This is a genomic window from Streptomyces natalensis ATCC 27448, assembly GCF_000935125.1.
Classification (GTDB): domain Bacteria; phylum Actinomycetota; class Actinomycetes; order Streptomycetales; family Streptomycetaceae; genus Streptomyces; species Streptomyces natalensis.
Map to the genome: position 1 here is coordinate 1 of NZ_JRKI01000032.1, position 21900 is coordinate 21900.

General features: G+C 68.9%; 17 protein-coding genes and 2 pseudogenes. 6 read left to right on the top strand and 13 right to left on the bottom strand.

All coding sequences use genetic code 11. The features are described from left to right. Positions 1–362: 362 nt before the first annotated feature. The 3 genes and pseudogenes from SNA_RS24070 to SNA_RS24080 all read right to left on the bottom strand — a co-directional run bounded on the left by SNA_RS24070 (position 363) and on the right by SNA_RS24080 (position 4276). Positions 363–1106, bottom strand: a complete 744-nt coding sequence (locus tag SNA_RS24070; RefSeq protein WP_030073884.1) for an AAA family ATPase — start codon at positions 1104–1106, stop codon at positions 363–365. After that, a pseudogene (locus SNA_RS38535) lies at positions 1103–2775 on the bottom strand (transposase). The gene SNA_RS24070 and the pseudogene SNA_RS38535 overlap by 4 nt, the downstream one beginning before the upstream one ends. Before the next feature lie 139 nt (positions 2776–2914). Beyond that, a complete protein-coding gene (locus tag SNA_RS24080; RefSeq protein ID WP_078970155.1) occupies positions 2915–4276 on the bottom strand; it encodes an AAA family ATPase in 1362 nt (453 codons plus the stop codon). Positions 4277–4395: 119 nt separating this feature from the next. On the opposite strand from SNA_RS24080, the gene SNA_RS44795 reads away from it, so the two are divergent. Next, positions 4396–5013, top strand: coding sequence for a helicase associated domain-containing protein (locus tag SNA_RS44795; RefSeq protein ID WP_157880065.1), 618 nt, complete (start codon positions 4396–4398; stop codon positions 5011–5013). A gap of 283 nt (positions 5014–5296) precedes the next feature. Here SNA_RS44795 and SNA_RS24090 read toward each other — a convergent pair whose 3' ends face one another. Together SNA_RS24090 and SNA_RS43385 are read right to left on the bottom strand one after the other, a co-directional pair. Further along, positions 5297–5467, bottom strand: a complete 171-nt coding sequence (locus SNA_RS24090) for a hypothetical protein (protein ID WP_241779809.1) — start codon at positions 5465–5467, stop codon at positions 5297–5299. Between the two features lie 34 nt (positions 5468–5501). Beyond that, entirely contained in the window at positions 5502–7058 is a 1557-nt protein-coding gene (locus SNA_RS43385) for an RICIN domain-containing protein (protein ID WP_198535125.1), read from the bottom strand. Between the two features lie 796 nt (positions 7059–7854). Between SNA_RS43385 and SNA_RS24100 the strand changes: the two are divergent. Then, positions 7855–10265 (top strand): annotated as a pseudogene (locus SNA_RS24100) (helicase associated domain-containing protein); the annotation flags it as partial. Between the two features lie 63 nt (positions 10266–10328). Further along, positions 10329–10682 carry a hypothetical protein gene (locus SNA_RS42710; protein WP_157880066.1) on the top strand — a complete coding sequence of 118 codons (354 nt, stop codon included), beginning with the start codon at positions 10329–10331 and terminating at the stop codon, positions 10680–10682. Positions 10683–10893: 211 nt separating this feature from the next. Here the strand turns inward: SNA_RS42710 and SNA_RS24110 are convergent, their stop codons facing one another. After that, the gene (locus tag SNA_RS24110; protein ID WP_044366788.1) at positions 10894–11691 is read right to left on the bottom strand and encodes a VOC family protein; all 798 of its coding nucleotides are present in this window, start codon (positions 11689–11691) and stop codon (positions 10894–10896) included. An 822-nt stretch (positions 11692–12513) separates the two neighbouring features. On the opposite strand from SNA_RS24110, the gene SNA_RS24120 reads away from it, so the two are divergent. Further along, positions 12514–14103, top strand: a complete 1590-nt coding sequence (locus SNA_RS24120) for an ISL3 family transposase (protein WP_198535126.1) — start codon at positions 12514–12516, stop codon at positions 14101–14103. A 117-nt stretch (positions 14104–14220) separates the two neighbouring features. On the opposite strand, the gene SNA_RS44800 is transcribed toward SNA_RS24120, so the two are convergent. After that, positions 14221–14553 (bottom strand): non-histone chromosomal protein 6, encoded by a 333-nt coding sequence (locus SNA_RS44800; protein WP_078970156.1) that lies wholly within the window; start codon positions 14551–14553, stop codon positions 14221–14223. A 37-nt stretch (positions 14554–14590) separates the two neighbouring features. After that, the gene (locus SNA_RS24130) at positions 14591–14992 is read right to left on the bottom strand and encodes an acyl carrier protein (RefSeq protein ID WP_030065806.1); all 402 of its coding nucleotides are present in this window, start codon (positions 14990–14992) and stop codon (positions 14591–14593) included. 681 nt (positions 14993–15673) lie between these two features. On the opposite strand from SNA_RS24130, the gene SNA_RS24135 reads away from it, so the two are divergent. Then, a complete protein-coding gene (locus SNA_RS24135) occupies positions 15674–16012 on the top strand; it encodes a DUF6233 domain-containing protein (RefSeq protein WP_030065807.1) in 339 nt (112 codons plus the stop codon). A 244-nt stretch (positions 16013–16256) separates the two neighbouring features. Here the strand turns inward: SNA_RS24135 and SNA_RS24140 are convergent, their stop codons facing one another. After that, the gene (locus SNA_RS24140) at positions 16257–16841 is read right to left on the bottom strand and encodes a GNAT family N-acetyltransferase (protein ID WP_044366792.1); all 585 of its coding nucleotides are present in this window, start codon (positions 16839–16841) and stop codon (positions 16257–16259) included. 62 nt (positions 16842–16903) lie between these two features. Beyond that, a complete protein-coding gene (locus SNA_RS43390) occupies positions 16904–17308 on the bottom strand; it encodes a hypothetical protein (protein ID WP_030065809.1) in 405 nt (134 codons plus the stop codon). A gap of 137 nt (positions 17309–17445) precedes the next feature. Between SNA_RS43390 and SNA_RS24150 the strand changes: the two genes are divergently transcribed. After that, on the top strand, positions 17446–17670 hold the full coding sequence (locus tag SNA_RS24150) for a hypothetical protein (RefSeq protein WP_030065810.1): 225 nt from the start codon (positions 17446–17448) through the stop codon (positions 17668–17670). Positions 17671–18339: 669 nt separating this feature from the next. Here SNA_RS24150 and SNA_RS42720 read toward each other — a convergent pair. The 3 genes from SNA_RS42720 to SNA_RS24175 form a co-directional block, all read right to left on the bottom strand. Further along, a complete protein-coding gene (locus tag SNA_RS42720) occupies positions 18340–20145 on the bottom strand; it encodes a hypothetical protein (protein WP_157880067.1) in 1806 nt (601 codons plus the stop codon). A 39-nt stretch (positions 20146–20184) separates the two neighbouring features. Then, entirely contained in the window at positions 20185–20853 is a 669-nt protein-coding gene (locus SNA_RS24170) for a hypothetical protein (protein WP_030065814.1), read from the bottom strand. A 246-nt stretch (positions 20854–21099) separates the two neighbouring features. After that, complete coding sequence (locus SNA_RS24175; RefSeq protein WP_157880068.1) at positions 21100–21372, bottom strand: hypothetical protein; 273 nt, start codon at positions 21370–21372, stop codon at positions 21100–21102. Positions 21373–21900 lie beyond the last annotated feature (528 nt).

Genomic DNA, 21900 nt, shown 5'->3' on the forward strand with positions numbered 1-21900 from the left:
CACACGAGGGGCGGTACGAAACACGGGAATCGGAAGGTGGCGGGGCAATGAGGGGCGGAACGGCGGAAGGCGGGGCGGAAGCGGGACCCAGCACCAAGCCCAGGGCGGCCGAGGCCCCGGGACGTGGGGGCGGCCGGGCACCGGCCGGGCGCGGCAGCGGCGGCATAGCGGTGGGCGGGAGGACAGGAGGCCGGGGAGCGCCTCGCGCCACATCCGTGCAGGCTCGGTCTGCGCCTTGTTCGAAAGCAGCCAGATTTCGGCGTGCGGCGCAACGGGCGGCCTTCCTTTGAAGGAACAGGACGGGGGGCGACAGGGTGTTGGGTGGCGGTGCGGCGGCCCGGCCGAGCGAAGGGCCATGGTGGTTACCCCAGGCGGCTGAAGACCCAGCGCAGAAGTTCCCGGTCGACGCGGGTGCGGCCGGTGCGCTCCAGGCCGATACGGGCATGGGCGGTCAGCTGGGCCCAGGCCCGGAAGTTTCCGTGGGCGGCGTGGCGGTTGGCGAAGTCGATGTCGTCGGGATCGGCGTCGGCCCAGACGGGGTGGAACAACGGGATAACCTGCCGCACTTCGTCCTCGGCAAGGCGGGTGAAGTGCTGCCAGATGAAGATGCGGGAGGACAGCATCGGTTCGCGGCGCAGCACGGTGTGGCAGCCTTCGCCGCCGACGAAGATGATCGCGAGCTGGGTTGAGGGTTCGTCCCACAGGTAGCGGAAGTATTCGAACGCTTCGCCGTTGAGCCATTGAGCCTCGTCGACGAGGAGGGTGCGGGGGCGTTCCGCCAGGGCGTTTTTCAGCAGGCAGTCGAATTCGCTGGGGTGGCGCGGCGGGTGGCCGGGCAGGTCGAGTGCGGCGAAGAGTTCGTAGCGGACCGCGCGGGCCGTGGGGCGGGCGCGGAAGGTGACGCGGCGGACGTCCTCGTGCGGTTCGAGTTCGTGGAGGTAGAAGTTGACGGCGACGGTCTTGCCGAAGCCGGCGCCGCCGTGGATGCACATCATGGCGCGCGCCTCGACGGTGTCGCCGATGTTGTCCCGGGCGGTGAGCAGGGCCCGGGTAGTGACGACCTGCGCATCCGGCAGATCCACGTACTGGTATGCGGTGACGGTCACGGCTTCCTCTTATCGGAGTGGCTGGGCTGCGCGGGCGGTTCGGTTGCGGGCTCATCGCAGGAGGTGGGGGGCTGGGGTGCGGCCAGGGCCGGCGGAGTGTGCCAGTGCGCGGGCGGCGCGGCGGGTGGGATCAGATCGGGCAGCGCCAGCTCGGACAGATCCCTGGCTGCGTCCCCGGTGAGTTCGTGGTCGGCCTGTGAGCTTGTGAGCGCGTCGAGTCGGCGAGCCTTCTGGGGGACGGTGGCGGGAGCGAACCGGTCGCGGCGCAGCTTCTCGGCCGCCTTGACCTCGGCCCGCAAGCGGCGGGCCCGCCGGGAGCGGGCCTGGCGCAGCGCGGACAGCTGTTCGGGGGTGGCGGCGTCGGCCAGGTGCGCGGTGCCCAGGTGACGGCCGCTTGGGTCGCAGACCTCGATCTCATGGTCGTGGTGGGGCATGAAGCGCACGGTCACGTCACGGCCGGCCTGTCCGGTCATCCAGTCGGCGTGTAGTCGCGGTTGCGGAAGCGCACGCCGTGGCTGGTGATGGCGCGCAGGCGGCCATCGTCCTCGAGCGTGAACGACCACACGTCCTGGGCGGGGATGTCGTTGAGCGGGGTCGGGTCGGCCTGCCAGGCCTGAAGCGGGGTGGTGCCGTTCAGGGCGTCGGGGTGGTGTTCGGTGTTCCACCACGTCACCCAGGCCAGCAGCTGCTCGGTGAACTCCTCGAACGACATCGGTGGCCCATCCGGGCGCCGGTCGGGGCGGCGGTCGGGTTTCTTCTTCTTGGGGGTGTAGCCGGGCAGGGCAGCAAAGAGCATGCGGGAGGCGTTGAGGTTGAGGTTCTCCACCGTGCCCTTCAGGTGGGGGCTGTAGGGCGGCAGGACGGTGAGGTCTGCATCCAGCGCGGTCAGCGCGGCGGACACAGTGCGCGAGAGGAAGTCCTTGCCCCTGTCGAACCGCACCTGCTCGGGCAGCCCGCCGAAAGGCCCGTAGGGCTCGCAGCGCAGGACCGCGGAACGCAGAGCGGCCAGGACTGAGGCGCGGGTGGGAGGGCCGGGGGTGACGGCGAGGCCGGTGATGGCCTTGGTCGCACAGTCGATGAACCACGTGACGTAGGGAGGGACGAGGTCGCCGTCCGCGTCGACGCGCAGCGGGGCCTGGACGTGATCGGCCTCCCAGACGTGGTTACGCCAGGTCCGGGGGCGTTTGGCGAATACGTCCAGGGCGCGGGCGGCGTCGGGGCCGCCTCGGTAGCTGGCCCGCTCCCCTGGTGTGGTGTCCCGGCGCAGAGCGCGCAGGAACGTCGGCAGCGACGGTACGGGGTCCAGCAGCGGCACAGATGCGGGTGGGGCGCCGCCCGGAACGGAGGCGGCGGGCCGCGAGCCGGGGTCGATGTTCGTCGAGGTGTCGGTCTCCTCGGACGGCTCGGTATCGGCGGCTGCCTGGGCTCGGGCGACAAGTTCACGGTGAACCGCAGAGGCGTTACCGTGCCAGTACGCCAACAGCACCCGGATCTCGGCGGTGATCTCGAACCTCTCAGTACGGCGCACTCCGGGATGCGCGGCGCTCTGCGGTGTGGCGGTCGCATCCGCCAGCCATCGCCACACAGTGCGGTCCGAGACGTTCAGGCACTGGGCGGTGGTGTGCACGTGAGCGCGGGTGAGCCGACGCTGGGCACGCAGCGCGAGCAGACGGCGTACGGCCGGGGCGCGCAGTGCGGTCAACGACGCGGCGTCCAGGACGGGTTCGGGTCGTGGTGGCTCAGGGGCGCTGTGGTCGGAGGTGGACGCGGTCAAGGGAGGTCCTTCGGCCTGGGTGGGGTGTGGCTGGTCAGGGGGTGGGGCCGAGGCGGGAACAGGCACGCGACAGTAGAGCCCGGTCAACCGCGCTCTCGGGGCTGCAGGCGAGGGCTGCGTACGCGTGGGAGGTGATCTTCGCCCAGGTACGGAAGTTCCCCTTCGCGCACGTGGCATCAGCGTGCAGCAAGTCGGCTTCGGCCGCGGTGTCCCACAGCGGGTGGAACAGACGCAGCACGGTGGGGATTTGCTCGGTGTCCAGACGTGGCGTCTGCTGCCAGGTCAGCACCCGGGAGGCCAGCGCGGGAGCACGCGCGAGGGTCCGCTCGGCGCCCGTGCCGCACAAGACCATCGTCGTCTCGGTGGTAGGGGCGTCGATGAGCAGGCGCAGGTAGTCCAGCTCGGGCGCGGCGATGCGCTGCACGTCGTCGATGACCAGGACACCCGGCGTCTTCAAGGCATCGATCAGGGCACGGTCTGCCGTGTCCGTGCGGTTCGTCAACGACATGGCGGGCAGGCCGAACGCGGTGAGCAGCGCGGCCCGAAGCTGCGGCAGAGCCGGCTTCACCGACAGCACCGCGTGGCGTACCGGGTCACGGCGTGGGAGCAGGCGCAGCGCCTGGTGGACCGCGACCGTTTTGCCATGCCCGGGATCCCCGTACACGCACAGGACGCCACGGGCAGCTGTCGTGTGTGCGATCGCTTCGGTCACCTCCCCTACCTGCCTCGTCGCCACGACATGCGCGCTGGGCACGTACAGACGCACGCCCTCGGTGAACGGAGACGTGCTGGGCGTATCAGCACGATCGGCGCCGTCCTTCGGGGCTGGGTCGGCGACCGCGGGCTGAGCCTGGCCGGACTCGTCGATGGTGCCCGGCAACGCCAGCTCGGCCAACGCCCGGTCATAGCGGTCTGGATCCATCCGGGCGTAGCCAGGACGGGGAAGGTCAAGGACACGCCCTGCACGTCGTTCCCGGGTCACCGCGTGGTGCAGCGTCGACAACGACGGCAGTCGGTCCCGGTCCAGAGCGGGAAGCACGTCATCGGCGTGCTCGGCCATCCAGCGATGCAAGGCCTTCACGTTCCCGCCCAGCTCCCCCAGCTGGGCCCACAACACGTCCGTCAACGTGAACACCCCACGTCGTGCGGCAGGCTCGATCCGGCCCGTCTCCTTCGCCACAGCCAGCCAACGCCACACCGTCCGTACGTTGACCCCTGCCGTCGATGCGGCGATCCGGACATGCACCGTCTGCAGCGTCCCCACCTCATCGAGTGCGAGCAGGCGACGCACCACCACCTGCCGAGCCATCGCCCGGTCCCACGCCCGAGAAGTCGTAGCCGAGTTCTCGGCCACCACCGGCAGCGACCACGGTGAAGATGACGGATCAGCAGTCATGCCCTCCAGCACACACCCGCCGCCCTGACCGAGAACACAGGAATGGGCATCCCCATGACAGCCACAGACCCGGTGTGCTAGGCCGAACTCGCGTGCCACGACAGCGAATTGGCCACTCCGTGACAGCCGAGATCCAGCAGTTCCCACCACTGAACATGCCGGTCAGCAGACCATCCATCACGCCAGAACCCGCTGCCGATCAACCCACTGCCACAGCAACACACATTCACAAGGCCCTGCGCGAGGTCGATGAGGACTGGAACCCAGCGTGGCCGGCGGAATGGCAGCGGCACTACGCGGCCGTGCGGGAGATGCTCGCCGAGGAGAGCCACAGCGCCCTGGCCTACGTAGAGCCGGGGGTCACGGTCCACGGGATGGACATCGGCCGCTGGCTGGCACGGCAGCGCAAACACGACGTGTGGCAGGCGCTGATGGACGGGCAGCGCAAACGCCTGGCGGAGTTGGGGGTGGAGCCACTGGCCAAGGCGCCGAGGCCGGCCTCGGCCGCCGGGGGTGGCCGGGCGGCGGCGTGGGAGCGCAGCCTGGCGGCGGCGCGGGCCTACCTCGCGCGGGAAGGCACGCTGACCGGAGTGCCGCGTGGGCACGTGGAAGTGGTGGTGCACGAGGGCGAGCCCCACGCCGTGAAGCTCGGCGCGTGGATCTCCAACCAGCGTTCCCGGCAGGCGTCCTTGCCGGCGGAGCGGGTGGAGGTTTTGACCAGCCTCGGAGTCATCTGAACCGACCCGACACGACGAAGGGCGCCCGGATGCGGGCGCCCTCCTCACATCCCACCCGAGGCATGCGCCGAGCTACGCCCGTACCCGACACTGCGAAGCGAAATCCCGCACCGATCACTACATTCCGAGACGATCACTGAACTCGCAATTCAGACCGCTGCAACTTCCGCAGCCCCACGAAAACCCCAGCTCGACGCCAGACCACACCACAACCGAAATCCTCAAACGATCACTAAATCCCCAGGTCAGCACTTCGCCCATCTAGTGATCGACAACAGATTTGTCACGCGCGCTCGCGGTCGCCGGTGTCCTCGATGAGGCGGACGAGCACGTTCTCGTCGCTTCCGTAGAGACCGATCCAGTCACGCCAGGTGCGGCGCGCGGTGGCCTCGGCAGCCCATTCTTCGGTGACGGCGGGGCCGTTTGCCGTGAAGCGGAGGACAGCCGGAGCCACCACGCTCATCCGTCAGCAGTGGCCAGGCTCAGGGCTACCACTGGACAAGCACGGCGCCCGCCTGGCCCGGGCTGCCTGGCTCACCGTCGCCTGCCGCACTGCCGTCGCCTCCGTTGCCTCCGTAGAGTGTGCCAAGGTTGAGTGTGTCCCCGCTGGTGCGGTCCTCCACCGAACCTCCGTTGCCGCCGCCTCCGCCGTCGCCTCCGATACCGCCACGGCCTCCGGCCCCGCCCGCTCCGTACCCGGGCTTGCCCTCAAACTGAGGATCGGTGGCGGCGGGAGCTCCGGCGCCACCAGCCCCACCCGCTCCGCCGTGACCGTACCCCCGCACCTTCGGGGAAATTTGGGAAATATCGTCGCCAGAATCGCCGACCGCACCGGGCTGCCCGGCGGAGCCCGCCCGGGGCGCGCTGGTCCTGCTGTCGGCCGCCGCCTCGGGCAAAGCAGCGTCCAGCGGGGGGCTGCCTGGCTGTCCGCCCTCCCCTGCCGGGTTGCCCGCCGCACCGCCGTCACCGATGCTGCTGTCACTGCCGGCCCATGCACCGCCACCGAAGCCATAGGTGGTGGAGGGGACGGTGAAGTCCGCTGCGGCACCTCCGCCAGCCTTGACCACCAGCACATCCTCCGGTTTGCGTCCCGGCGTGGCCAGCAACGAGCTTCCGCCATCCCCCGGTGCGTTCCCGTGCTGCCCTTGTTTCCCGCCGGACCCGTGGTTCCCGCTTGCGCCGCCTGAACCCCCTGCCCCGCCGGGGGCCTTGGCCCCGGGCGAACCGCCCGCGCCCACGGTCACGGACAGCATTTCACCAGGAGTCACCTCCAGGACGCAGTGAGCGTAGGAACCGCAGGCGCCGCCCGCGCCGCCGCCGCCACCGGCGCCCCCTCCACCGTGGCCACCGCGTTCTCCGTCATACGCCTTACCTCCTTCCCCGTGCCCGAAGGCGTCCCCGCCCCCGTAGCCGTCGCCGCCGCACCCGCCCCCGCCGCCGCCCGCGCCGCCCGCGCCGCCGCCGCCGCCCTGGCCCGCGCCCCATGCCGAGACGGTCACGCGGGTGATCTTGTCGGGCACGATGAAGCCATAGGTGCCGGGCTGGTCGAAGGTCTTGCGCCGCCCGCCCTTGTCGACCTCACCGCCGGCCACCTGATAGACGGCGTCACGGGCCTTGCCGAAGACGCCGCCCAGTCCGCCGGTGCCCTTGTCCGTGTCCGGATCGATGACGCCCCCGGCCAGCGTGTACGCGGAGTCGCGCCACAGGCCCAGCATCGAGTCCCCGGCACCGTCGTAGGAGGCAGCGCGGTCGCCGAAGCACTCCAGGAACCACAACTGCCAGCCCCGCGGGAGCCCGTACTCGTCCCGGTACTGCACGACATAGGCTCCGGAGCCCTTGCTACGGACGGACGTCAGCGTCATGCCGCTGTTCACGTTGGAGATGACGCATGCCCCCGCCCCCTGGTCGAACACCCGCCAGCCGGCGCTGTTCCAGGGCCTGCCGTTGCCGGTAGACCCGAGTTGCTCGACATGCGCGGATTCGGACGTGCTGTGAGCAGCGACATGCAAGTCGAGGCCGCTGTGCTTGTTCGTCAGCGACGTCACCCACACATTTTCGGTCGAGTTCGCTTTTGTGACCGGCCTCCCATTCTCGCCATGAAGGGCGCGCCCCCGGGTTGCCCACACCTGGCTGGCGAATTTCTCCTTGGCGACTTTGCCCCCGTGCAGTGGCTCCAGCACCACCCGGGCCGAATCCGACTTACTGGCGCCCTGCACCGTCAGATACAGGCCCGACATGGCGTTCCTGATCAGATAGACGCCATCGTCAAGGACCCTCTCCTGCGACGTGACCATCAGCTCCTCCTCACAGCAAAGACAACCGAAAGATCGTCACCCACCGTAGATGATTAATCCACGTTAAGTAGCGATCAATTCGGTCAACCAGGACCCTCACTACGCGCAAACCCCAGCCCAAAGGCCAGCCACTGCCTCTCGGCGCGATTCGGGGCCCGCGGCCCGGCGCCGACTTCGACGTACACGTCGCCACCTTCGACGTCCTGGCCGTCGGCGACCGCGATCTGCACCCTGATGCCGTTCTGGACCACGACAAGACCCATCTGCCCAGCCACCCACCCCGCTGGCAACCTCATCCGGCCAGAGACCAGTACCTCAGACTCCATCCCGCCAGCCACGACACCGCTGGAGCAATACGAATCCCACGATCTCCACTACTTTCCAGACCTACATCAATAACTCCAGGTCACAGCCATATCTACAACCAGCACCCGACAAAACATGCAGCCCAGACCACGCATGACAGCACATCAAAAAATCCATAGGTTCCCACAATCGCCGCTGGTCAGAACGCTGCCCAAGTGGCAACCATCTCCGGATTCTTCAGATGGTCGCGGTGTGCTCGCTGGAGAACGACGCGGTCCTCAACTCGTTGGGAGTGCGGACCACCACCAACCCGATCCAGCTCGCCCTGTGGGCTGGGTCCGGGCCGGTCGTCGTGTTCGCCACGTACGCCTCCCTGGTGGACCGCGAGGACATCGACGCACCCGAGGGCCAGCGCAAGGTTCGCGGGCCGCTGGAGGCTGCCCTGGCAGGCGGAGACCGGCTGTACGGCCAGCGCATGACCGGCTTTGACCTCGCGATCGTGGATGAGGCCCACGGCACCGCCGGTGATCTTGGGCGGCCGTGGGCGGCGATCCACGACAACGCCCGCATCCCGGCGGACTTCCGGCTCTACCTGACCGCGACCCCGCGCATCCTCGCCGCGGCCCGGCCCCAGAAGGGCGCGGACGGCCAGGAGGCGGAGATCGCGACCATGGCCGACGACCCGGCGGGCACGTACGGCGCGTGGCTCGCAGAGCTCGGACTCTCGGAGGCGATCGAGCGCGAGATCCTCGCCGGGTTCGAGATCGACGTCCTGGAGATCCGCGACCCCTCCCCCGTTTTCGGGGAGTCCGAAGAGGCCCGGCGCGGGCGGCGCCTGGCGCTCCTGCAGACCGCGCTCCTGGAGCACGCGGCGGCGTACAACCTGCGTACCGTCATGACGTTCCACCAGAAGGTGGAGGAGGCCGCTGCGTTCGCGGAGAAGCTGCGGGAGACCGCGGCCGAGCTGTACGTCAACGACGCCTCAGACGAGGACCTGGCCGCCGCGGACCGGTTGCCGAAGTCGTCGATCGACGCGGAGTTCTACGAACTCGAGGCCGGCCGTCACGTCCCGCCGGACCGGGTGTGGTCGGCGTGGCTGTGCGGCGACCACCTGGTGGCCGAACGCCGGGAGGTATTGCGCCAGTTCGCCAACGGCATCGATGCGGCAGGGCGCCGGGTGCACCGCGCCTTCCTCGCCTCGGTGCGGGTGCTCGGGGAGGGCGTGGACATCACCGGCGAGCGGGGCGTGGAGGCGGTGTGCTTCGCCGACACCCGCGGCTCGCAGGTGGAGATCGTGCAGAACATCGGCCGGGCACTCCGGCTCAACAAGGACGGCAGCACGAAGGTGGCCAGGATCATCGTTCCGGTGTTCCTGGAGCCAGGCGAGGACCCGACAGACATGGTCGCCTCCGCCAGCTTCAAGCCGCTCGTGGCCGTGCTCCAAGGGCTTCGCTCACATGACGAGCGCCTGGTCGAGCAGCTCGCCTCCCGCACGCTCACCAGCGGCAAGCGCAAGGTCCACGTCCGTCGTGACGAGGACGGGCAGATCATCGAGGCTGGCGGCGAGGTCGACGGCGAGGACCAGGAGCAGGACGACACACAGGCCGCCGCCGAAGCGGCTCTGCTCCACTTCTCCTCTCCGCGCGACGCAGCCACGATCGCGGCGTTCCTGCGCACCCGGGTCTACCGGCCGGAGTCGCTGGTATGGCTGGAGGGCTACCAGGCCCTGCTGCGCTGGCGGGCGGAAAACGAGATCACCGGCGTCTACGCCGTCCCGTACGAGTGGAGACCGAGGTCGGCGTCACGAAGGACTTCCCTCTCGGGCGGTGGGTGCACCAGCAGCGCAAGGCGCTGCGGGCCGGGGAGCTGGAGAACCGGCGCAAGGTCCTCCTGAACGCGCCGGAGGCCGGGATGGTCTGGGAACCGGGCGAGGAAGCGTGGGAGGCCAAGCTCGCCGCGCTCCGGTCCTACCGGCGGGCCACCGGGCACCTCGCGCCGCGTCAGGACGCGGTGTGGGGTGAGGGCGAGGCGATGGTGCCCGTAGGGCAGCACATGGCCAACCTCCGCAGGAAGGGCGCGAAGAATGGCCTGGGCAAGGACCCGGAGCGGGCCGCCGTGCGCGCGGCGCAACTGACGGAGATCGAACCGGACTGGGACTGCCCCTGGCCGCTGGACTGGCAGCGCCACTACCGGGTGCTCGCCGACCTGGTCGACGCCGACGGCGTTCTGCCCTACATCGCGCCGGGCGTCGTCTTCGACGGCGACGACGTGGGCAAGTGGCGGTGGCGGCAGCAGGAACCGGGCACCTGGGCGCAGCTCCTCCCCGAGCAGCGGGAGCGGCTGACCGCGCTCGGCATCAAGGCCCCTGCGGCCCCGTCTCCTGCCCCGTCGGCGCCCCGTGCGACGAAGGGCCCGAGCAAGGCACAGCAGGCGTTCCAGCGCGGCCTGGTGGCCCTCGCGCAGTGGGTGGCGCGGGAAGGCGCGGACCGGGCGGTGCCGCGCGGCCACAGCGAGGAAATTGCGGTCGGCGGCGAGGCGGAGCCGGTGGCCGTGAAGTTGGGCGTGTGGGTCTCGAACACCAAGGCCCGGCGCGACAAGCTCAGCGCGGAGCAGCTGGACTCGCTGCGGAAGCTGGGCATCGACTGGGCCTGACGGTCCGGCGCTGAGCTGGAGTGTGCGAGATCCCGGGGCCGCGATGGCCCCGGGATCTCGTGCGTGAGCCTTCCGCCACCACGTCTGACCGAGCCGGTGCGCACCGCCAACAACGGTCAGGAGCCGGTCGACGGCCGCGAGCGCCATCGGATGCTCGGCATCCGGGAGCTGCGCCGTGCGCATCTTCCCGAGCACTCCCTCATCCTCATCGCCCGCCTTGATGGCCCGCGCCTGGTGATTGGCCATGACGAAGTCCAGCTTCTGCTCATCCATGAGCCCGGACGTCGGGGCCAGCGCGGGTCCTCCCCCTTCGTGAGCGCTTCGCGGCTCCGCAGCCATGCTGGGCCAATGTCTTCTGCCAGTTCGATCCGCCACCGGCCGACGAGGACAACGAGCGCAGCGACGACCTTGCGCTGACGGCGCGGCGGAAGCTTCCGTGTGAGACCGACAGCCTTCGCCGTGGGGCGTCGTTGTTCGGCCGCGCTGAAGTGGGGGAGGTGCGGCTTGGGACTGGCCGTCGTTCAGGACCTCCGTTCGGTCCGCACGGTGCCGGGTCCGGAGGAGCGACCGACACCGGACCCGACGTCCTCGCCCGCAGGCATCCTGCGCGCGACAGCAGCAAACGGTGTCACCCCAGGTCCATCGACTTCGGGCTGATCACGGCGAAGGTGGCGCCCTGCGGATCGGTCACCATGGCCATCCGTCCGGCCACCATGTCGATGGGCTCCTGAAGTGCCGCGCCGCCGGCCGCGGTCACCTTTTCGACGGTCGCGTCGGTGTCCGGCACTGAGAAGTACGTCAGCCAGTGCGAGGGCGTGTCGGGCGGCATCTGCTCGGGCATCGGCTGCATACCGCCCACCGGGCGGTCGCCTACCTTGAGCGCAAAATAGTTCTCGGCGCCCGCCATCTCCATGGCGGCGCTCTCGATGCCGAAGGATGCCTGGTAGAAGGCAGCGGCAGCGGAGCGGTCGGTGGTGTTGAGCTCGTTCCAGATCAGCGCGCCGTGCTCGTTGACGATGCCGGCGCCGGGGAAGTCCACCGCCTGCCAGATACCGAACACGGCGCCCGCCGGGTCGGCGGCGATACACATCCGGCCGAGCGTCATCATGTCCACGACCGGCATCTGGATCGTGCCGCCGGCGCTGCTCACGGCCTGGGCGGTGGCGTCCGCGTCGGCCGCCGCCAGATACGTGGTCCATACGGTGGGCGGCGGGGGCTGGCCGTCCATTGTCATCGCGGCCATGATGCCGGCCACCGGCTTGCCGTTCAGCTCGCACACGGCATAGCCGCCGGTCTCGGGCGGCCCGATCTCCCCGGTCCACCCGAAGACGCTGGAGTAGAAGTCGATGGCGGCTTGCTGGTCCGGGGCCGCGAGATCGACCCAGCAGGGGGTCCCGGGCTGATAGGCGGAGGTGACTTCGGGCATGTGGCCTCCTCGGTGGGGGCGCCTGCCGCGTCCGTGCGGCGGGGAAAGGAAGCAGGGCAGCGCGCCGCAGGGACACGTGGCGCTCACCTTGCACACTTCCCGTCCGCCGAGCCCGCCACTCGGATACGCGACGGCGCCGCCCATACGAGCGAACGGCGCCGTGGCGCGCGGCGGTGAGGCCGAGGCCGTCAGGCGATGTCGAGCGTGGCCCGGTCCGGGCCGAGGTGGTTGCCGGGGGCCAGACCGGCGAGGGCGGCCAGACACGGCGGGAAGTCTGTCGTACTGGGCGCGGCTACCGGACATGCGGCTGCGCCGCGATGGCGTACACCGGAGGTATGGCCGACACGCAGCGGACCTTCGCGATGCGCTCCGGCCGGCCCGACCAGACCGACGCCATCGCCGGCCGCATGAACCCCAACCCCCTCGGTACGCGGGCCCATCCAGCTCATCGAAGCCGAGGCCCTCCTGCGCGTATGGGGCGACGGCGGCATCCACCCGGACGACGCCGCCCAGCGCCAGGCCCTCGAAGACTTCGCCGCCGCCGAGATGGTCACGCGCGGCGACATTGTCGACCAGCTCCACGACAACGTCGCCTACAGCCTGCCGTTGCTTCCCGAGCCCCCACCGGACGGCACCTCTACGATGTCACTGCCGTACTGACACCCGCCATGGCCAGTCCGGTGACATCTCGTGTCCAAACCCGCGGGCATCTCGAGGCTCTGGCACGGCAAGCGTGAACCGGTGACTGACTGTGGCCATGTGGCGTTGTGATGGGTGTACGAGTTACCGGAGCCTGGCCACCTGTTGCCCCACCTGTCGGACGTGATCATCAACAGCATCGAGGGGGACGGCGCAGAAGTGCACATCCGCGCCCAGCCCCGCGCGCCGAAGGCACGATGCCCGGATTGCCGGGCCTGCTCGGCATCGGTCCACAGTCGGTACGAGCGTCAAGTCGCTGATGTGCCAGTCAGCGGTCAGCCCACGCGGATCAGCTTGTGCGTGCGCCGCTTCTTTTGCCACAACGATGCGTGTCCGCGCCGGACGTTCGTCGAGCAGGTGGAGAGTCTGGTCGGGCGTCGTCGGCGTCGCAGCATCCGGCTCTGTCAGGAATTGACCTCGATAGGTCTGGCGCTGGCGGGGCGAGCTGGCGCCAGGTTGGCGGAGAAGCTGTCGATCACGGTGAGCCGTATGACACTGCTTCGTCTGGTCCGAGCCATCCCCGACGACCGGCCCGTGATCCCAAAGGTCGTGGGCATCGACGACTTCGCTCTACGCAAGGGCGCCGTGTACGGCACCGTGGTGATCAACATGGAGACGCACCGTCCCATCGACGTGTTCGCGGAGCGCGACGCGGAGACCGTCGCCACCTGGTTACAGGCCCACCCCGGCATCCGGATCATCTGCCGGGACCGTGCTGGCGCGTACGCGGACGGCTGTCGGCTCGGCGCTCCCGAGGCCACCGAGATTGCGGACCGGTGGCACCTGTGGAAGAACCTCGGCGAGGCCGTGGAGAAGACCGTCGTGGTACACCTCGACTGCCTGCACGAACCCCCTGATGAAACGCCCGAAGCACAGACCACGGGCACCCCCGGTGAACGCGGTGCAATGACCGCAACAGCGGAGCATCCGCTCCCCGGCGGAACGTCGGTACAGGAAGCCGTATCGGAGAGTCGCCTCTCCCAGCGGACCTGCGAGCGTTACGCGGCCGTCCAGGAACTCGTGGCCAAGGGCTACTCCCTCAACGCCATGAGCCGGGAACTGGGGCTCTGCTTCCGCACTGTCCAACGCTTCGCGCATGCCACGACCGCCGACGCGTTGCTCAGGACGGTGAACCGCGGTAGCTCGCTCGACCGCTTCAAGCCTTACCTGCACCATCGGTGGAACGAGGGCTGCACCAATGCCACCACCCTGCACAACGAGCTGCACAACCTGGGGTGGCGGGGCAGTTCGCGCACGGTGAGCCGGTACGTCCAGCAGCTCCGCGCCCTGGAAGATCCACCGACTACGACCCCGGTGCCGCCCAAGCCCCGTCGTGTCGCCGGATGGATCATGTCTGACCCCAGCCATCTCGGATCCGCCGCCACGGTGCAACTGAAGAACATCCTCGCCCGGTGCCCGGAACTCCAGGCCGCCCACGGACATGTAAGGGCATTCGCCGAGATGATCCAGACCCTGGGCGGCGCCCTGCTGCCGCAGTGGCTCCAGCACGTCCGGGCTAACGATCTCCCCGCTTTCCACGGCTTCGCGAACAGTCTCGAACGCGACCTCCCGGCAGTCACCGCAGGTCTGACGCTGTCGTGGAGCAACGGGCCGACGGAGGGAACGGTGAACCGCATCAAGATGCTGAAGCGCCAGATGTACGGCCGCGCGAAGCTGGACCTCCTCCGCTGCCGAGTCCTGTACGCCACGTAGCGCGGCCACGGTCAGCCATCGGTTCACGCCTGCCGTGCCATTGGCAGGTGACCGGAAGTGTCGTAGCCCGAGCGGCGCGCTCGACCGTTTACGGGAGAGGCCGACCCCGGGTGCACGTCACTCGTCCCCCTCCCTCGCGTCGTAGTGCGCTTTTTCCGCCTCGTACCGCCTCTTGTCGCGCTCCGCCTTTTTCATATAGGGCGCCTTGTCCGGCTCGGACAGCTCGGACCACTCCCTCCCGAGGATCTTCCCGATCTCGCCGAATGAGACGTCCGGGTTCTCCTTCTTCACACGCTCGCGGTTGTCCTGGGAGTAGAACATGTAGGCAGACAGGGGACGCTGGGGGGCGTTGGCGTCCTTCTTCCGGCGAGAGCGGTGGGCCCGGTCTCCATCCTCGGCCTTACTACGCCTGGTGCGCTTACTTTCGGCAGTCTTCGTCGCTCTGGGCATCGGATCTCCGGTTCTCGAAACGGCGGGCGTGGGGCGGTCAGGCTGTCTGCTCGTGGACGCTGTCGAGGACGTCGTCGACGGTCTTCCAGCCGTGGACGTCCTCGTAGAGCTCGTCGATGTCGAGCTCCATCTCCAGCACTGCCGCCAGGTTGATCAGGGTCATCTCGTCGGCGCCCAGATCGGTGGCGAGGTCGGCCTCGGGGCGCAGGGCCTGGGCTTCGCACTCCAGCATGTCCGCCATGATGACCTTGGCCTGGGCGATCAGCGGTTCGTCGTCGAGACGGCCGCCAGCGGCCTGGTAGAGCGTGTCCCGGACAGTCTCGGCCGTGTTTCGAGGCCCGTCCTCTCTCACTCCCGGTGTACCGCCCGCTGCCTGGAACACCGCATCCCGTGCCTGGCCTGCCATGTCCTCCGGCCCGCCGAAAAGGCCACCGCTCATTGTCGTCTCCCTCCGAGCCCTGGACCACTTTGTGTGATCAGTCTGGTCTCCGCGGACACGAGTGGGCGCGGCTGGTTCCAGCTGTCGGGCAAGTCCACCCTTGTGGGTGTAGCCGACGGTGATCCGGGGCGGGAATCACAGGAAGCTCCCTTCGAGCGGGGCGACCACGCGGGAGGCGCCGAGAACCGCCGAGGCCGTGGCCCTACTCCGTGTCTGGGACGTCGGCAGCATCGAACCGGGCAACGCTTTCGATGGCCGCGTCCGACAGGTGAGGGAACAGGCGATCAAGCCCCGGTAGCTCGTACACCCATCACAACGCCACATGGCCACGGTCAGTCACCGGTTCACGCTTGCCGTGCCAGAGCCCATCTCGATGCCCAACGACAGAGACACCCCTGAGTTCCCGCTGAAGCATCCTCAGCGATTCCGAACTCTAGAAGATCTGATGCCCCGGGTATCGCTGCTGCGCGTCGTCTCGTAGACCTCGATCGCCTCAACTCGGAAGTTGATCACGATCCCCCCCAGATCGTCGATGCCGGCCTAGAACGTTGAGCTGACAGCTCGGGAAGATCTAGAGCGCCTACACGGTTCGGGCTCCTGGCCAGCGTGATCAAGGTTCGGCGCCACTGGACAACGAACCGTATGCGGGAGCAGTGCCATACCCGACCTAGAATCGAACTTGTGAGCGATACCCCTCCGCTACCTCCCGATCTTCCCCGGCTCCAGGCAATCGCGACGTACCTTCAGCTGGAGCTGGAGCGCGTGCGCCGTCGGATGGCAGAGGTGGAGCGGTGGGAGGCCACCCGACGGGCGTCGGCGCGGCCGGCGGTGCCGCCGGAGTGGACGCTGCAGATGGACATCGGAGCGGATCCGCAGCCGGTCGCCGTGCACCACGGCCAGTGCACCATGCGCAGCGCCAGGATGCGGAAGATCTCCCGCAGGGACGCGATCGAGGCGCTGGCCGTCGGCGTCCAGCCCTGTGTCCTGTGCCGGCCCGATCGTGAGCTCCAGGTCGACTGAGGAATGCCGCCGCGCCCCGCCGGATTGTCATGAGGTTGAGAGAAAGGTTTCACCATGACCACACCCACATCGAACGCACCGAGCCCCGTGCCACTCAGCTGTGCACTCAAGGATGTAGGAAGGTGCGCGCGGTGCCACCAGAGCTGCCAGAGGTACGGCGCGGGCGGGAACCCGCTGTGCGCTACCTGTCGCGCCAAGATCGAAGCCGCCCGTCAGAAGCCGACGAGAGGTGTCTGAGGCGCGGCTACTGGTGCTGGATTCCGGTGGCCTCTGCCGTCGGCTGTGAGCCGGCTGCCAGCGTATGCCAGCGGCCGGACAGCAAGCCGTAGAGGAGGGTGTCGGTCCATTCGCCGGTGTTGATGTTCAAGGTGAACTCGGGGCGCCGGCCTTCGAGATCGAAGCCGGCACGTCCCAGCAGGCGAGCCGAGCGCGTGTTGCGGGCGTCGCATTCGGCGGAGACCCGGTGCAGTCCCCGGCGGAAGAGGTCGCCGAGCACGGCGTGGACGGCTTCGGTGGCGTATCCCTGGCCGTGCAGGGCCGGGGCGAGGGTGTAGTCGGCCTGCAAGCGGTTGTCGTGGAGGTTCACACCGAGGTCGCCGGCCAGGCTCCGGTCGGCTTTGAGCTCGATGGCGTACTGGAACCAGCCGGGCTGCTCGGGGTCCTGCTCGCTGTAGACGCGGGCCTGGTCGGTGGCGCCTTCGGGGGTCAGGGGCGAGGGCCATGCCTGGTAGCGGGCTATGCCCGGGTCGTTGCGGTAGGCCGCCATGGGAGCCGCGTCCTGGATGCGGAAGCGGCGCAGGACCAGGCGCGGGGTCTCGATCTCGATCATCGGCGCAGTGTCACACGGCATGGCGGAACACAACTGTGCTGTCGGCCGGGGCCGTGGTCGACCTACTCGGTGGTGTGGTCGGTGTCGGGGAGTTGTGGAGGGAAGTGCCGGTCCAGGATCGACGCCCACTGGTGCAGGACGACGAAGCCGGTGGTGTCGGCCTGCGCCTGGACCAGTTCGGTCAGGGCGTCGATGAACGGCTGGGCGGCTGTGCCCGGCGGCATCGCGGCGGCGGCCTGCTTGAGGGCTTCGTGCGCGGCCGGGAAGACGCCCTTGGCCCAGGCGTCTTGTTCCTTGATCTGCCGGGATCCTGCCTCCCAGTTGATCTGCATGATGGTGAACTGTGGGCAGTCGGGCGCGTGCCAGATCTCTATCGGAAGCCCGACCCCGATGCGGGTGTTGGCCGGGTCGGGTCCGGCAAGGCAGTCGGGGCACAGGTTGCGCTCGGTCTCCGGCGTCTCGCTCATCGCGGCCCTTCTGTTCCTACGGGGAGGCAGAGCCTGCCATGGGCGATCACCGGCTGACCAGAGCTTTCCGCCGTGCGTGCTCAGCTTCGTGACCTCGGGGTATGGCCATCGCTGGTGGCATCGTCCAAGGTGGTGCGGTGAGCGAGAAGTACCCCGTTGAGATCACTGATGAGATGCGCCAAGCCATGGACGCGGCTCGGCGCCACGGCTTGCAGAAGGACCTGCGCACCCTGGCCGCCAACATCCGGGCCGATGCAGAAGGCCGGTATGCCGGCGCGGAGCCGGGGTGGCAGGCCGGAGTCGAATGGGCTCTGCTCTGCATCGAGAACACTGCCAGCCAGCTGACCGACAGCAGGTCGTAGGCGCTGCTCTTGACGTGCCGTGGTCGGGTGCGGGAGCCGCCAAGGGGTGGCGCCGGACGAGTCGAAGCGGCCGTGCTGGTGGCATTTCGGCCACCCCGGCCATCGGTCATCAGTCACCCTGCCCGGCCAGCGGCCACCATTGGCACCGCCGCGGCTGACTGGCCATCGGCCATGGCCGATGGCCGATGGCCGATGGCCGATGGCCGATGGCCGATGGCCGATGGCCGATGGCCGATGGCCGATGCTTGTATATCGGTCATCGGCCATCCGCATCAGGGCAGCCGTGGCCGGTGCGACACACCGGCTCCCTCACGCTTCAGACTTCCCGGCTGTCGAGCAACCGGAAAAGCCCCGGCGCCCACACCCGCCCTTCGCACACGTCGCAGTCGCACTCGTGCATGCACCGCCCGCACGACAGCTCATCGCAGAACGGATCTGGCCCGTGCCACTGGTGCGCGGGATCCGGGTCCGGGCACCCCCACGACGCACAGCTCCGGTCCTTCGACCACGTGGGATAGATGACGTGTTCGCGCCGCCCTTCGATCCCATGAGCCAGCGGAACGCCGGGGCACTCGAACCGGGAGGCCCGGCCACCCTCCCTCGTCAGGAAGGCGGCCCGGCACCGCGAGCACTGGTACCGCTGCTCCGGGCGCTTGATCAGGTGGTGAGTCACCGGACTACCGACCGCTGGGACCGGGATGTCGTCGTGCTTGCGTCGCGGATACCCCGGGCACCACGCCGCACAGCGGATACCCGAATGCTTACCCCACCCCGGATACCCGGCGGTGAGCAGGGCTTATTCGCTGCGCGTCGGACACGGCCATCACAGCGCAGCGCATCGGTCACCCCGCCGTGAGCTAAACACCGCACCGCCATGACCGACCGGCCACCGTCGGCCATGACCGATGGCCGATGCCGGAAAATCGGCCATCGGTCATCGGTCATGCAGCGGACCGGCCATGACCGATGGGGCACGGAATCCGCCACCGCCCGTGTGCTCCCGATCGGGCATCGGCAATGGCGCCCATGATCAACTTCGCGCGACGGCCTCGCCCGGGTGGCTGACGTCTCGGTGTGCGGATGACCGGTCGACCGATGCCGGAAGCCAGGCCGTACCGCACCAGCAGCTGGAGCGCGTGTGCCGGCGGATGGCCGAGGCGGAGCAGCGGGAGGCCGCGCGCCAGGCGTCGGCGCGGCCGGCGGAGTGGCCACTGCAGGTGAGGGTCGGGCCGGTTCCGCAGCCGGTCGCCGTGGCGCCTCGGCGCGTTCCGCCTCCCACTGTGCGACGAGCCGCGGATCCGGCCCGCAAAACACGTGCCGGAGGCGGCCACCCTCACGGGCCGGAGCCTTGGATGCGCTCCGGGCTCGCTTACGCTCCGCTTCCTCTCGCCGCGTCTGCTCTGCACGCTCATCGATTTGGCGACGGATCTCTTCGACACGCTCAACGGAGCGGCGCATGTCCGCGAACATTGCCTTCACGCGATGCTGCTCCTCTATGCCATGGGGAAGCGGCGGCAACCTGCGGGCAGCATTCTTGGCATCCTCGCCGCTTACCCCGGTTTTGCGGGCCGTCCGCAGACGGGCCGTGTACGCCTCCCGGTCGGTGACGTGCACGTCATCCGGGCATAGGTCTGCGAGGTACAGCGCGCGTGCGCCATCCGCCGTGGGCGTCAACGGGTTCCCGCGACGGGCACGGTTCAGCATCCCGGATCCGACGAGCATCAGCAGGCGGTCCGTACGCGTCTTATGACCCTGCCCGCCATTGGCTCCGACGATCCGCGGCTCGCCATCGGCACCGAGCATCAGTCGGCCCGTAGCCGCTGCCCGCAGCGCGTCGTGAATCAGCCGCGACCACCCCAGCTTCGGCACAATCTTCCGCGCGTCCTCAAGATCAATCTCTGCCTGCACCCGCGCACGAATCTCCGCTTCAGCCACCATGTCCGCGAGATCCGCGACGTCTGCCGCCCGGTCCCGCGCATCCGCCTCCGACGGGTCCGCTTCCGCCAGCGACGCAGGCGCGTACTCGCCGTACCGCGCCGCGCTCTCCGCAGCCACCGCGGCTGCCCCCTCCGTCGGTTCCGCGTCGTCCTGAGCAGCTGCCAGCTCCGCGTCGCCGAACAGCCCGCCGTCCTCCGGCGGGGCCGAGGGGCGCGGCTGGCGACGCTTCGGCGCCACGTACAGGTCTGCCAGCTCTTCCGCGCCGAACAGCGATTCCTCGGTGGTCACGACCGGAGCGGAAGAGGCGGCCACCTCAGTCACGAACAGCCCGTCGGCCAAGGACAACTCGGCGCGCCGCCGGTCCTCCGCGATCTCGTCGCACTTCCGGCAGGTGCGCATGATCCGGGACGCCAGTCCCATGGAGGCGGACTCCGGGTCGACCGGGTTCGGCGCGAACTTCCCGCAGTAGCCGTTGACCTTGCCCGCGTCCTGGCGGTGCAGCTCCGTCGCGTTGCTCTTGGTGGTGGCGTAGTGCATGGCAGTCCCCTTCTCGTAGTGGTGTCTGGTGGTGGATGCTCAGGCGGCGATCAGCAGGTTGTGCGCCGTCTGCCGTGCCCGGTCGGCAGCCTCGGTACGGGTCCCGCGCTGCATCTCGTCCCACTGCGCGTACGTGATCCGCGGCTCAACGTCGGCCCAGAAGCGGATCAGGTCCTCCGACGCCCGTGCGTAGGCGATCGTGGCCGGGCCGCTGAACAGGTCGCGCGGGTTGATGCCCTTCGCCGCGGCCTTGCGGTTCAGCAGGTTCCCGCGGCACCAGTCCTCCGCGCGCTCCCACTGCTCCTCGCAGTGCGCCCGGTAGCTCGAACGCGACTCGGCTTGAGAGTAGGCAGCGCGGGCCGACTCCTGCTCCTGCTCGCGCTCCTGCTCCCACAGTGCGATGCGGAGGATGCGTTCGCCTTCGATGCGCACCGCGGCGTCAGCGTCGCTCTCCAGCGGGAGGGCATCGCAGCCGGCCCAGATGTCGACGTCCGTTGCGTCATCGGCCAGGAACAGGTCCCCGAACAGGTCGTTGGCGCTGTCCTCCAGTTCCTGCCCGGCCAGGTCGGAGCGCAGCGCACGCAGTGCGTATGCCAGCTCTTCCCAGTCCATCGCGGGCAGGTGGCAGGTCGGCGCCTGAGCGGGACGAGCCGGCGACATCTCCAGGCGGATCTCCCGGAGTTCGCCCTGAATCGCCTCGAAGCTCATTGCCGACCCCTTCCGTGCCGTCCATCTGGTGATGCCACCATTTTAGTATGTGTCACATACCAAAACAAGAGAATGGTACGTGATTCATACGTGACGTGAGTCACGTCTATGCGGCGAGGGGGTCGCGGGACCTTGCCGCGCCCGGAAGTAGCCGGCGACGACACAGTCGGCGGCAATGGGGGGTGCCCGCACAGCAAGAAGACCCCCGAGGCAATCCCCGGGGGTCTAATGCTGTTCGAGACGCCGTTACGTCGCGGACGTGGCGCGGCGGCGCATGTCCTCAATCGCGTGCCGAGTGACGCCGTACAAGTCGGCCAAGCGCTGCGGAAGGCCCCGCTCAACTTCGGCTTCCTTGGTGGCGAGAGCCGCAGCATCCCGCTCCGCCTCCGCCTCCCTCAGTGCCCGCTCGGCCGCCTTGACCTTCTCCTGGGCCTTCAGAAATGCCTTCACGGTGCCGTCTTTCAGGTCCGCTTCACTCAACGCGTGAGGGTTCGGCTGCCGCTTCGGTGAATTCGCCATGCGCGCGATGGTACATGGCACGTACCACGATGGTGAATACGCCAGCGCTGTATATGAGCCAAGACGCAGCGCCTCCCAGGCCATGCCGCACCAGAAGCTGACGAGGTCCACTGGACCACACACCGCGCCACGCGGTCCCAAACGAAGAGGAGAAGGGCCTCTTCCTCCTCCTGAGGAAGAGGTGTCAGCAGCGGGGACCGCATACCCACATGCCCTGACCTGCATCAATTCGCCGGTGCTCCGAAAGCACCTGGTACGCACGGTGGTACTAACGGTGGTACGTACGGTGGAATGCACGATGGAACGCACGGTGGTACCTACGGTGGTACCAGTGCGGGGCTGCTTCCATGTGGCATCGATCAGTCCTACGGACCGGCCAGAACTCCCGGGGCCGAAGCCGCGAAACAGAGCAACCCGACACCGTCATCCCTCCAACTGCACACACGTCTTCCCTGCCGGCGCAGCCGATCGGCTGCCACAGGCAGAACGGGAGCGCCGGAGGGGACTCGTGGAGGCTGCGCTGACTGC